Source organism: Mycobacterium sp. NPDC050853 (assembly GCF_040653875.1).
Classification (GTDB): domain Bacteria; phylum Actinomycetota; class Actinomycetes; order Mycobacteriales; family Mycobacteriaceae; genus Mycobacterium.
Genome location: NZ_JBFAGW010000007.1, coordinates 96,092 through 108,031 on the forward strand (window position 1 = coordinate 96,092; position 11,940 = coordinate 108,031).

Here is an 11,940-nt window from a genome sequence, read left to right on the forward strand (position 1 = left end):
GGACAGCATGGCAATACGTGACATCACCGCTGACGCATTCAATGACCTAATCCACGACAACGACATCGTGCTGGTCGACTTCTGGGCGTCGTGGTGTGGCCCGTGCCGCCAGTTCGGTCCCGTCTTCGAGGCCTCATCGGAGGAGAACCCCGATGTCGTCTACGCCAAGGTGGACACCGAGGCCGAGCAGGCATTGGCCTCAGCCGCCAATATCCGCTCGATTCCTACGCTGATGGCGTTCAAGAAGGGCGAGCTGGTGTTCAACCAGGCCGGCGCACTGCCCCCCGCGTCGTTGGCTGACCTGGTGCAGAAGGTCCGCGATCTCGACGTGGAGGTGGCACTGCGCGAGCAGGAGGCGTAGCTCCGTCCCTGTCCGGCCGCGACGGCATTGTCAAACGATTTGGTGCAGCTCGGCGGTGTCGGTTATATGGACGTATGAGTTTCGTCCTGGTGGATCGTCCGCGTCCGGGTATTGCCCTGATCACCTTGAACCGGCCCGAGCGGATGAACGCCATGGCATTCGACGTGATGCTGCCGTTCAAGCAGATGCTGGTGGATATCAGCCACGACAACGATGTGCGTGCCGTCGTCATCACCGGGGCCGGTAACGGATTTTGCTCGGGTGCCGACCAAAAATCCGCCGGACCCATCCCACATATCGCGGGGCTCACCCAGCCTACGGTCGCGCTGCGATCGATGGAGCTGCTTGACGAGGTCATCCTCACCGTGCGTCGCATGCATCAGCCGGTCATCGCGGCGGTGAACGGTGCGGCCATCGGCGGTGGGCTGTGCCTGGCGTTGGCCTGCGACATCCGGGTGGCATCCGAGTCCGCCTACTTCCGGGCCGCCGGTATCAACAATGGACTGACCGCCAGCGAGCTGGGACTGAGCTATCTGCTGCCCCGTGCCATCGGTACGTCCCGGGCCGCGGACATCATGCTGACCGGCCGTGATGTAGGCGCCGAGGAGGCCGAAAGGATCGGCTTGGTATCCCGGGCGGTAGCGGACGATAAGCTGTTAGATGAGTGCTACGCGATCGGGGAACGCATTGCCGGGTTCTCCCGCCCAGGGATCGAGTTAACCAAGCGCACCATCTGGAGCGGAATGGACGCGGCTAGCCTGGAAAGCCATATGCATCAGGAAGGCTTGGGTCAGCTGTACGTCAGGCTGCTCACCGATAACTTCGAAGAAGCAACCGCCGCCCGGAAAGAAAAACGGCCGGCGGAGTTCCGCGATAAGCGCTAGGCGCAAAGGGAGAACGTAGTGATTACCGCGACGGACCTTGAGGTCCGCGCCGGCGCCCGCACGCTCGTGTATGCGCCAGGCCCCGCCTTGCGCATCCAGCCCGGCGACCGCATAGGACTGGTCGGCCGCAATGGTGCCGGCAAGACAACCTCGATGCGGATTCTGGCCGGCGAGGGTGAACCGTATGCCGGCTCGGTCGCCCGCATTGGTGAAATCGGTTACCTGCCACAGGATCCCAAAGAGGGCAACCTGGAGATGCTGGCACGAGATCGAGTGCTGTCGGCGCGTGGCCTGGACACCATCGTCAGCGACATGGAAAAGCAGCAGACGCTGATGGCCGAGCTCGCGGACGAGGATCAGCGCGATAAGGCGATACGCAAGTACGGCCAGCTGGAGGAGCGGTTCTCGTCTCTGGGCGGTTATGTCGCCGAAAGCGAAGCCGCGCGTATCTGTTCGAGCCTTGGTCTGCCCGAACGGGTGCTGACGCAGCAGCTGGAGACGCTCTCGGGCGGCCAGCGCCGCCGTGTTGAGCTGGCCCGGATTCTCTTCGGTGCGTCCGAGGGCGGTACTGGGTCGTCGAATATGACGCTGTTGCTCGACGAACCGACCAACCACCTCGACGCGGACTCGATCGGCTGGCTGCGGGGGTTCTTGCAAGGACACGACGGTGGTCTCGTGGTGATCAGCCACAACGTCGAGCTGTTGGCCGATGTGGTCAACAAGGTGTGGTTCCTCGATGCCGTGCGCGGCGAGGTCGACGTCTACAACATGGGCTGGCAGAAGTACGTGGATGCGCGGTCGCTGGACGAACAGCGCCGCCGCCGCGAGCGGGCCAACGCGGAGAAGAAGGCCTCGGCCCTGCGTACCCAGGCCGCCAAGATGGGTGCCAAGGCGACCAAAGCCGTTGCGGCGCAGAACATGTTACGTCGCGCCGACAGGATGCTGTCCGGACTCGCCGAGGAACGCGTCGCAGACAAGGTGGCGCGTATCAAGTTCCCGACCCCTGCGGCGTGCGGTCGGGTTCCCCTGGTGGCCAAGGGGTTGACCAAGAACTATGGGTCTCTGGAGATATTCACCGGAGTCGACCTGGCCATCGACAGGGGTTCGCGGGTCGTGGTGCTGGGGCTCAACGGCGCGGGGAAGACGACGCTACTGCGGCTGCTGGCGGGTGCGGAGACGGCAGACGCCGGCGTGCTGGAACCTGGTCACGGCCTCAAGCTCGGGTACTTCGCGCAGGAGCACGACACTCTCGACGATCACGCGACGGTATGGGAAAACATCCGCCACGCCGCTCCAGACACGGGGGAGCAGGAGCTACGCGGCATCCTGGGCGCGTTCATGTTCACCGGCCCGCAGCTCGATCAGCCGGCGGGGACGCTCTCCGGTGGCGAGAAGACCCGTCTGGCCCTCGCGGGATTGGTGGCCTCGACGGCGAATGTGTTGCTTCTCGATGAACCGACCAACAACCTGGACCCCGCCTCGCGCGAACAGGTTTTGGACGCGTTGCGCAGTTATCTAGGGGCTGTCGTGCTCGTCACACACGACCCGGGGGCCGCTGAAGCACTCGATCCGCAGCGCGTCGTGTTGTTGCCCGATGGCACCGAAGACTACTGGTCCCAGGAGTATCGGGACCTTATCGAGCTGGCCTGACCTTTTTCTCGCCCTGCTTCTGTCTCGCGCATCTGCGTGATCACATTTGCGCTATGGTGCAAACGGGTCGAGCCGCCCCATCGGGGCTGCGGTATGGAGTCGGGAGAGAGATCGCGATGGCTAAAACACGCGACGAAGAGCGTGCCGAATTGAAGACGGCATACGAGAAAGGCGCGAGCATCCGTGCGCTCGCTGCGGAGACCAGCCGATCGTATGGCTACGTCCATCGCGCTCTCGTGGAATCGGGCACCACCCTGCGCGGGCGCGGCGGTCCGAATAGGCGGGGACGCAAGGCCTAGGTAGTCCTCCGACACGCAGTGTGCCCGTTGAGCTTTCGGGCCACGAATATTGCTACCGTGATGCGATGCAAGGACAACACGGTATCCGGCGCATCGGAGTGGTGACGATGGCGGTAGCGACGATTTCCGGCTGTGCTGGTCCGATGCACCTCAACGGCGATTCGGTATCGCCGGTGGCCACCACGACGGAGTTGCCACAGACCTCGACTCCCGCCCCCGAGACTTTCCGTGTGAAGGCATGCGAGACGGTGAGCGGCGGCGGAGGCAAGAATGTGGCCACGCTATTGCGCGATGTGCGCGTTGGTAAGCAGGACGACTACGACAGGGTGACCTTCGAGTTCGGGCCGGACGCGAAGACGAAGGTGCCGCTGGATCAGTTAGTGGTGCCCAAGTACTCGGTGGACAGCCCGGCGAGCGTCTCCGCGGGTCCGAAGGGGGATAACGTCATCGTCTCCGGGACCGCATTGCTCGGGGTGCTTTTCGACGGTGCCTCCGCACACGAGGTCGACAAGCCCACCCGGTCATATCCGGGCCCTAGTGAAATCAAACCGAAGGATTTTGCGATTCTGGCCGAGGCCGAGCAGGGAGAGGATTTCGAGGGACACGTGCGGTGGGCCCTCGGGTTGAACAAGCAACGCTGCCCCGAGGTGAGCACGCTGACCAATCCACCGCGACTTGTGGTGGATCTGCCGCACTAATTCGTTTGTGACTGCGCACCACAGGCCGGTGCGTTGTTATGCGCTGGGAACAATCCCTCTCCGAATGCCAGCGGAGCGGCCTCCCGCGCCGTACATTCGCTAACCATGACTCGATACCTGGTACCGGTTGTACTAGTAGTCGGCTCGCTCGTGGGCGCACCACATGCGACGGCCGCCCCGGCATGCCCGACGGTGACCGACGGCGGCGCCGAGAACTACGCCAATATCCTGCACGATGTGCGCATCGAAACCCTCGATGACCTCGACAGAGTGACCTTCAGCTTCGGAGCGGACAGGCTGGCGCCGCCGGTGGGGCCGGTGACTTATTGGCAGGCTCCGCCATTCTCGGTCACGCCGGTCGACGGGGGATATGCGGTGGCATTCCGCGGCGCGGCGGCGCACGACACCATCATGGGGACCGTCGACCATCCCGAGAACCGGCAGGTGAAGTCATTTCCGGAGCCCAATGACCTCGGAGCCCCTCCCGGCTCTCCGGTGGTCCGATCGGCTCGTCTCATTCAGGACGCGGACATCTTCAAAAACAAGAACGGTGTGATGGCGTGGAAGGTCGCGGCACAGGCGTCCAAATGCCCGGTGGTGTACATCGCTGACACGCCCGCACGGGCCGTCATCGACTTCCCGCACTAATCCGCCGGCAGGCGGGATACATCGTGTAGGTGATGTACCGGATCGTGCATGAAGTAGAGGCCCAACGTCTCGACGGTGAATACCGACCCGTTGCTTCGCCGTCCGTGCCGCGATAGCGAGCTCTGAGGAACCTTGGCGAAGGCCGCCGCGATGGCCTCACCCGCGGCGGCGAGCTCGGCGGCGACTGTCGCGGGATTCTGGTCGGAGTAACGATCCTCAATGGCCGTCCGGTCCTGATCCCAGTTCTCGAACAGCGGATCGTCCTCATCCAGCATCAGCTGCAGACGCGTCAGGAAGATCCGAAACACGTCCCGCACGTGCGCCCCGTACTCCAGTGGCGACCACGTCCGCTCATCTGGGCGCTGTCGTACCTCCGGTCGGGCCAGCACGGGCTGCCAGGCCGCGAGGTTTTCGCGCACCATCTCCGGTATCCGGGCGAATGGTGTTGTGGCGGGATCAAATCCGCAGTCTGCACACGGGGTTTCCAGAACCCAGGTCCAGTCCTTGGTGTCAGGCGTGATCGGCACGGCGCACCGAATCCTCGACGAGATCCAGCACACGGCTGAGGCTTTCAGTGGATTCGCCGGAAGCCAGGCGGGCCACCAGACCGTCGAGCACCAAATCCAGATAGCCGAGGATCACCTCGCTCGGCACATCCTCGCGCAACCGGCCCGCCTTCTTCTGGCGTTGCAACCGTGCCAGGGTGGCGGTATTGAGTTCTTCGGAGCGTTGGTTCCATCCTCGCCGGAACTCGGGATCGTTGCGTAGCTTGCGGGCAATTTCTAAACGGGTTGCCAGCCAATCAAATTGATCCGGGTCGGCCAGCATGTCGCGCATCACCTGCACCAGGCCCTCGCGGCTGGCGACGTTCGCCATCCGCTCGGCGTCCTCACGGGCCAGCGCGAAGAACAAGGTGTCCTTATCGCGGAAATGGTGGAAGATCGCACCCCGCGACATACCGATGGTGTGCTCCAGGCGGCGCACGGTCGCGCCGTCGTACCCGTACTCGGCAAAACAGCGCCGCGCGCCATCGAGGATCTGGCGGCGACGAGCCGCGAGGTGATCCTCGCTAACGCGCGGCACTGTCTGGCTCTCCTAGGTCCGGTTCTTACTGGCTCAGCATGTTCCGCAGCACGTACTGCAGGATGCCACCGTTGCGGAAGTAGTCGGCCTCACCGGGGGTGTCGATCCGGACCACGGCGTCGAACTGAACCGTCTCGCCGTTCTCACGGGTCGCCGTCACATGCACGGTCTTCGGCGTCGAGCCCTCGTTCAGCTTCTCGATACCGCTGATGTCGTAGGTCTCGGTGCCATCGAGCTTGAGCGATGCCGCCGACTCTCCGACCGGGAACTGCAGCGGAATAACGCCCATACCAATGAGATTCGACCGGTGGATACGCTCGAACGACTCGGTGATCACGGCCTTGACGCCCAGCAGGCGGGTGCCCTTGGCGGCCCAGTCGCGCGAGGATCCGGAGCCGTACTCCTTGCCGCCCAGCACGACCAGCGGAATACCGGCCTTCTGGTAGTTCACCGAGGCGTCATAGATGAACGCCTGCGGGCCACCGGGCTGGGTGAAGTCGCGGGTGTAACCGCCCGAGACATCTTCCAAGAGCTGGTTACGCAGGCGGATGTTCGCGAAGGTGCCGCGCACCATCACCTCGTGGTTACCGCGGCGCGAGCCCAGCGAGTTGTAGTCCTTGCGGTCCACGCCGTGCTCGTCGAGATACTGCGCGGCCGGCGTGCCCGACTTGATGGCACCGGCCGGTGAGATGTGGTCGGTGGTCACCGAGTCACCGAGCAGCGCGAGCACACGGGCACCCGCGATATCGGTGACCGGTGTCGGCTCCAGCGGCATGCCGTCGAAGTACGGCGCTTTGCGCACATAGGTCGACGTGTCGACCCAGTCGAAGGTGTTGCCCTCCGGGGTGGGCAGGCTACGCCAGCGCTCGTCGCCCTTGAACACATCCGCGTAGGAGTCGGTGAACATCTCGCGGTTGATCGATGACGCGATGGTCTCTTCGATCTCGGAGGCGGTGGGCCAGATGTCCTTGAGGAAGACGTCGTTTCCGTCGTGGTCCTGCCCCAGCGGGTCGGTCTCGAAGTCGAAGTCCATGGTGCCCGCGATGCCGTAGGCGATGACCAGCGGCGGTGAGGCCAGGTAGTTCATCTTGACGTCGGGGGAGATGCGGCCCTCGAAGTTACGGTTACCCGACAGCACCGCGGTCACCGACAGGTCGTTGTCGTTGATGGCCTTAGAGATCTCGTCGGGCAGCGGGCCGGTGTTGCCGATACATGTGGTGCAGCCGTAGCCGCCCAGGTAGTAGCCCAGCTTCTCCAGATATGGCCACACGTTGGCCTTGTTGTAGTAATCGGTGACGACCTGCGACCCGGGGGCCATGTTCGTCTTGACCCACGGCTTGGTGGTGAGGCCCTTTTCGACGGCCTTCTTGGCCAGCAGGGCGGCACCCAGCATCACCGACGGGTTGGAGGTGTTGGTGCACGAGGTGATGCCCGCGACCACGACCGCGCCGTGGTCGAGAACGAAGTTGCCGCGCTCGGCGGATGTCACCTTGACCGGCTTGGACGGTCGGCCCTCGCCGCCGTTGGCCGCCGACGGGATAACAGCGTCATCTTCGGCGAACGACAGCACCGCCACATCGGAGGCGGGGAAGGATTCTTCGATCGCTTCGTCGAGTTGGGTGTGCGGCGTGGCAGCGGCCGGGCCGCTCTCGGCATCGTTGGTGTAGTTGTGGATGTCCTTGCGGAACGCGTTCTTCGCATCGGTCAACTCGATGCGGTCCTGCGGGCGCTTGGGTCCGGCGATGGAGGGCACGACGGTGGAGAGGTCGAGTTCCAGGTACTCCGAGAAGGCGGGCTCGTGGTCGGCGTCGTGCCACATGCCCTGTTCCTTGGCGTACGCCTCGACCAGCGCCAGCTGCTGATCGTCGCGGCCGGTCAGGCGCAGGTACTTGATGGTCTCGTCGTCGATCGGGAAAATCGCTGCGGTAGAACCGAATTCGGGGCTCATGTTACCCAGCGTGGCGCGGTTAGCCAGTGGCACCTCGGCCACGCCCTTGCCGTAGAACTCGACGAACTTACCCACTACGCCGTGCTTGCGCAGCATATCGGTGACGGTCAGCACGACGTCGGTGGCGGTCACGCCCGGCTGGATCTCACCGGTGAGCTTGAAGCCGACGACGCGCGGGATCAGCATTGACACGGGCTGGCCCAACATCGCGGCCTCTGCCTCGATGCCGCCGACACCCCAGCCGAGGACGCCGAGGCCGTTGACCATCGTGGTGTGCGAGTCGGTGCCCACACAGGTGTCGGGGTACGCCTGCCCGTTTCTCGTGAAGATGGTGCGGGCCAGGTACTCGATGTTCACCTGGTGCACAATGCCGGTGCCCGGCGGGACCACCTTAAAATCGTCGAAAGCGCCTTGGCCCCAACGCAAGAACTGGTAACGCTCGGCATTTCTTTCGTATTCCAGCGCTACGTTGCGCTCGAAGGCGTCGGCCCGACCGAAGACGTCGAGGATGACCGAGTGGTCGATGACCATCTCGGCGGGGGAGAGCGGGTTCACCTTGTCGGGGTCGCCACCGAGGGCCGAGACGGCCTCACGCATGGTGGCCAGGTCGACAACACAGGGCACACCGGTGAAGTCCTGCATGATCACCCGGGCCGGGGTGAACTGGATTTCCACGCTCGGCTCTGCCGAGGGATCCCAGTTGGCCAGCGCCAGGACATGGTCCTTGGTGATGTTCGCGCCGTCCTCGGTGCGTAATAGGTTCTCCGCCAACACCTTCAGGCTGTAGGGCAGTTTCTCGGTACCGGGCACGGCATTCAGGCGGAAGATCTCATACGACTCGTCGCCTACCTGCAGCGTGCCGCGGGCGCCGAAGGAATTCACCGATTCATTGCTAGTCACATCAGCTCCAAAGCTCGAAAGGCCACCCGCCGGCGGGCTGTGCCAGGCGGGGTTCCGGGAGGATGTGCCGCGGGCGGGCCGCGGCAGTTCCAAGCCCATCGCTACTCTAACAGTACGCTTGTCCTGTGAGTGCGCGGATCCTCGAATTTCACTTTGAGTTTCCTTGCGCGAAGTTACTGATGCAGACGAAACGCGAGAAGCGTCCTGCATAAGTACCTTTTCGGCAGGTTAGATTGATCGCGTGACGCCGCAGCACCTGCCGACCTTCATCCCCGCCGAGCTGTGCCAGACGGTGGGGGTGTCAGTCCAGACCGCGGGGACGGACCCGCTGGGCTGGTCGGCCAAGTGCCTGGAGATGACGCGTGCGGATGTCAACGAGGATGGGGTCGCCGCCCCGTCGGCGGATGTCCCGGGATTGAAAGATGTCGTCGCGAAGGCGCACGCCAAGAACATCGACCTGAAGGTCATCGCGCTTCCGAACAACCCGGGTATCGACACCCCGCTGCGCGATATCGCCACCGAGATCGGCAAGGACCATCCCGACGCGACGATCCTCGCCATCAGTCCGTCTTTCGCGGGCACCTACAGCGCCACGTTCGACCGGGTGACGCTGGAAGCGGGGCAGGACGTCGCCAAGACCGGCAACCCCGTGCTGTCGGCCAACAACTTCGTGGACGAGGTCGGGCGCGAGCACTTCTCGTGGACGGCGCTGACCATTGTGCTCGTTCTGCTTGTCGCAGCGGCCTGTGCCGGAATTACGTTCGTTCGTGGCCGGTTCGCGAATGACTCGGTTAAGTAACGATTTGCATACCATTCGCGCAGTCTGTTCCGTCGCGAAATAGCCGCGCGCACTATGGAACCCGGATGAACTGCCGGTTTTCAATTCACATCAATTAACCGTCAGTAGACGTCTCATCAATTGCCCGTCAGTGGCCAATTAATTACACATCTGTAATTTGTGACTAAAGTTTCATTAGGGGCAAAAGTGACGTACGGTGCAAGAGGCGCCAATGTTGTTAGTGCGTCTTATGTGACAACTGGGAGCGCGTCGGGGAAGGGCCGCTATGACCAAGAAGGCTCGTCGAGCGCCTAGGACCGAGGAGGCGGCAGACCGAATGAAGCGGACAGTCAATGGCCGTTTCGCGGCGCGTGGCAAACGATCCGTGGCGGTCGCCCTGGTAGTGCCCCCACTCGTGGCCGCCAGTCTGATGTTTGCATCCCCGACCATTGCCGTCACCTCTGCGGAACCCAACGACCTGGCCTCGCTGATAAGCGGTCTGGCCGACACCAATCAGCAGATCGAACAGCTCACCGCCGACGTGCAGACCCAGCAGGAGTCCATTAACAAGGGATTGGTCGACCTGCAGACCGCACGCGACAATGCGGCAGGTGCCGCCCAGGCGGTCGACGAGGGGCAACGCTCAGTCGACGTGGCCAACGGTGCAATCACCGAAGCGCAGGGCAAATTCGACCGGATGGCCGCGGCCACCTACATGGCAGGCCCGTCGGGTTCATATCTGACCGCGACCAACCCCGACGATGTGGTGCGTCTGGCCTCGGTGACTAAGAGTGTGGAGACAAGCTCGCAGACCGTCATGGACAACCTGCGTCGCGCCCGCACCGAACAGGTCAACAAGCAGTCGCAGGCGCGGGCCATCCAGGAAAAGGCCGATCAGGCCTCCGCGGACGCACAGCAACAGCAGGACGACCTGGTGTCCGCGATGAAGGATGTGCAGAAGAAGCTGGAAGCACAGCGCGGAGCCGCGTCGGAGCTCGCCTCCAAGAAGAAGAGTGCGGAGGCACAGCTCGCCGCCGCGCGTGGCCCGGCCTATGCGGCAACGACCGCGACCGCGCGGGTGATCAACCCCGATGCCGCCATCGCCGGTAACGGCAACGAGTGGACGTCAGCCCCGGCGGCTGTGGCCTCGGATGGGTCGGGTGGTCAGTGGGATACGACGCTTCCGATGATCGCGAGCGCCAACATGCCTACCGATCCGACGCAGACCATCAACATGGTGTTGGGCATCGGCAACACCGCGGCCAATGTCGGTCAGTCCGCCGTATGCGGTGTCATCGGCATGTTCTGCCCCAAGCCCGCGCCGGCGGCGTCTTCTACCTCGGGTGGCGAATACATTCCCAAGGTCTACGGCCGGGAGAATGTGGAGCGGGTGATTGCCCGCGCCGGTAGCGCGATGGGCACGCCGTACTCGTGGGGCGGTGGCTCCTACAACGGGCCGACTCGCGGAATCGACTCCGGCGCAGGAACCGTCGGATACGACTGCTCCGGGCTGATGATGTACGGCTTTGCCGCGGTTGGCATCAGACTCAGGCACTACACCGGGTACCAGTACACCTCCGGGCGTCAGGTACCCAGTGCTCAAATGAAGCGCGGCGACATGATCTTCTACGGCCCCAACGCAAGTCAGCACGTTGCGCTGTACCTCGGCAATGGTCAGATGCTCGAAGCGCCGAACACCGGCGATGTGGTCAAGGTGTCGCCGGTGCGGACCAGCGGCATGACGCCTTTCGTAACCCGATTGATTGAGTGGTAGAACCTGTGAACACAGCGAAAACGACGAAATTGCTCAAAGTTCAGGGCCTCTTCGTATTACGTGCGGCCCTTGCAGTGGGAATCGCTGTCGCGCTGGTGCTGTTCATGGGTGTGCCGCGAGCCACTGCCGACGACAACCCGATCAGCCCGAATGTTGGCACGGCGTTCCTCAACGCCCTCGGACTGAACCCGTCGGGCGGCGACTGGGACAACACCCTGCCCTTCGCGGGGCCGAGTCAGGGTGCCGACCCCACGAAGATCATGAACGGGGTCATGGGGGTCGGCCAGACCGCATTGGGTGCATTGGGCATCGGCGGGAATCGCGCGTCGGCGGGGGCCGGCCGTCCACTCGTGTACGGCCGTCAGGCGGTGGAAGCCGCCATCCAGCGGGGCGGTACCCAGCTCGGGGTTCCGTACTCGTGGGGTGGAGGAACTGTGCGTGGTCCCAGCGGCGGCGTGGACTACGACGCGGGGAAGGTCGGGTACGACTGCTCCGGTTTCACCATGTTTTCCTATGCGGCCGCGGGCGTGAAACTGCCCAAGTACTCGGGTGACCAGTACAACGCGGGTATGAAGGTTCCGGTTTCCCAGGCAAAACGTGGTGACCTCCTGTTTTACGGGCCGGGTGGTTCGCAACACGTGGTCATTTATCTGGGCAACGGCCAGATGCTGGAAGCCAGCGGCAGCGCGGAGAAGGTAACCGTGTCCCCGGTGCGTACCGGTGGTATGACTCCTTACGCGGTCCGTATCGTCGCCTGGTAACCGATCTGGTGTCTCCAGCGGCCTAAAAGGGCGCGCCAGCGAACGGGTACGTGGACCAAATCCAGGGATGCTGGAATAGTGGACCGGAGGCGCCGCCCAGGGTTGGGTGCCGCTCATATGGATCGCGCCACCAACAAGGCATGAAATCGTCAGGCA

Annotated in this window: 12 protein-coding genes; 9 read left to right on the forward strand and 3 right to left on the reverse strand. The window is 63.6% G+C overall.

Features of this window, described 5'->3' with window-relative positions; translation table 11 throughout:
- Positions 1–7 precede the first annotated feature (7 nt).
- From trxA to AB0H22_RS20610, 6 genes are all read left to right on the forward strand, one after another.
- Positions 8–361, forward strand: a complete 354-nt coding sequence (gene trxA / locus AB0H22_RS20585; RefSeq protein ID WP_180749906.1) for a thioredoxin — start codon at positions 8–10, stop codon at positions 359–361.
- Between the two features lie 74 nt (positions 362–435).
- Positions 436–1,245, forward strand: a complete 810-nt coding sequence (locus AB0H22_RS20590) for an enoyl-CoA hydratase (protein ID WP_358148557.1) — start codon at positions 436–438, stop codon at positions 1,243–1,245.
- Positions 1,246–1,263: 18 nt separating this feature from the next.
- Entirely contained in the window at positions 1,264–2,895 is a 1,632-nt protein-coding gene (locus tag AB0H22_RS20595; protein ID WP_180749908.1) for an ABC-F family ATP-binding cassette domain-containing protein, read from the forward strand.
- A gap of 116 nt (positions 2,896–3,011) precedes the next feature.
- Positions 3,012–3,194, forward strand: a complete 183-nt coding sequence (locus tag AB0H22_RS20600; RefSeq protein WP_358148560.1) for a helix-turn-helix domain-containing protein — start codon at positions 3,012–3,014, stop codon at positions 3,192–3,194.
- A gap of 65 nt (positions 3,195–3,259) precedes the next feature.
- Positions 3,260–3,892 carry a hypothetical protein gene (locus AB0H22_RS20605; RefSeq protein WP_180749910.1) on the forward strand — a complete coding sequence of 211 codons (633 nt, stop codon included), beginning with the start codon at positions 3,260–3,262 and terminating at the stop codon, positions 3,890–3,892.
- A 33-nt stretch (positions 3,893–3,925) separates the two neighbouring features.
- Positions 3,926–4,540, forward strand: a complete 615-nt coding sequence (locus AB0H22_RS20610; protein ID WP_358148564.1) for a hypothetical protein — start codon at positions 3,926–3,928, stop codon at positions 4,538–4,540.
- On the opposite strand, the gene AB0H22_RS20615 is transcribed toward AB0H22_RS20610, so the two are convergent.
- Genes AB0H22_RS20615 through AB0H22_RS20625 form a run of 3 tightly spaced genes read right to left on the reverse strand, consistent with a single transcriptional unit; the run spans position 4,537 to position 8,453 of the window.
- Positions 4,537–5,067 carry a DinB family protein gene (locus tag AB0H22_RS20615; RefSeq protein ID WP_358148566.1) on the reverse strand — a complete coding sequence of 177 codons (531 nt, stop codon included), beginning with the start codon at positions 5,065–5,067 and terminating at the stop codon, positions 4,537–4,539. The genes AB0H22_RS20610 and AB0H22_RS20615 overlap by 4 nt on opposite strands.
- On the reverse strand, positions 5,051–5,623 hold the full coding sequence (locus AB0H22_RS20620) for a TetR/AcrR family transcriptional regulator (protein ID WP_180749913.1): 573 nt from the start codon (positions 5,621–5,623) through the stop codon (positions 5,051–5,053). The genes AB0H22_RS20615 and AB0H22_RS20620 overlap by 17 nt, the downstream gene beginning before the upstream one ends.
- 25 nt (positions 5,624–5,648) lie before the next feature.
- Positions 5,649–8,453, reverse strand: a complete 2,805-nt coding sequence (locus AB0H22_RS20625; protein WP_358148783.1) for an aconitate hydratase — start codon at positions 8,451–8,453, stop codon at positions 5,649–5,651.
- Between the two features lie 259 nt (positions 8,454–8,712).
- Here AB0H22_RS20625 and AB0H22_RS20630 point away from each other — a divergent pair, with 259 nt between their 5' ends.
- The 3 genes from AB0H22_RS20630 to AB0H22_RS20640 all read left to right on the forward strand — a co-directional run bounded on the left by AB0H22_RS20630 (position 8,713) and on the right by AB0H22_RS20640 (position 11,784).
- Positions 8,713–9,270: a DUF6676 family protein gene (locus tag AB0H22_RS20630; RefSeq protein ID WP_358148569.1), complete on the forward strand. Its 558-nt coding sequence runs from the start codon at positions 8,713–8,715 to the stop codon at positions 9,268–9,270.
- A gap of 316 nt (positions 9,271–9,586) precedes the next feature.
- Complete coding sequence (locus AB0H22_RS20635; protein WP_358148572.1) at positions 9,587–11,023, forward strand: NlpC/P60 family protein; 1,437 nt, start codon at positions 9,587–9,589, stop codon at positions 11,021–11,023.
- A 74-nt stretch (positions 11,024–11,097) separates the two neighbouring features.
- Positions 11,098–11,784: an NlpC/P60 family protein gene (locus AB0H22_RS20640; protein ID WP_358148784.1), complete on the forward strand. Its 687-nt coding sequence runs from the start codon at positions 11,098–11,100 to the stop codon at positions 11,782–11,784.
- The last annotated feature ends 156 nt before the right edge of the window (positions 11,785–11,940 follow it).

Bases quoted from the DNA above. Each gene is read 5' to 3' on its own strand.
- trxA (WP_180749906.1), top strand. From the start codon at position 8: ATGGCAATACGTGACATCACCGCTGACGCATTCAATGACCTAATCCAC.
- AB0H22_RS20600 (WP_358148560.1), top strand. From the start codon at position 3,012: ATGGCTAAAACACGCGACGAAGAGCGTGCCGAATTGAAGACGGCATAC.
- AB0H22_RS20590 (WP_358148557.1), top strand. From the start codon at position 436: ATGAGTTTCGTCCTGGTGGATCGTCCGCGTCCGGGTATTGCCCTGATC.
- AB0H22_RS20605 (WP_180749910.1), top strand. From the start codon at position 3,260: ATGCAAGGACAACACGGTATCCGGCGCATCGGAGTGGTGACGATGGCG.
- AB0H22_RS20635 (WP_358148572.1), top strand. From the start codon at position 9,587: ATGAAGCGGACAGTCAATGGCCGTTTCGCGGCGCGTGGCAAACGATCC.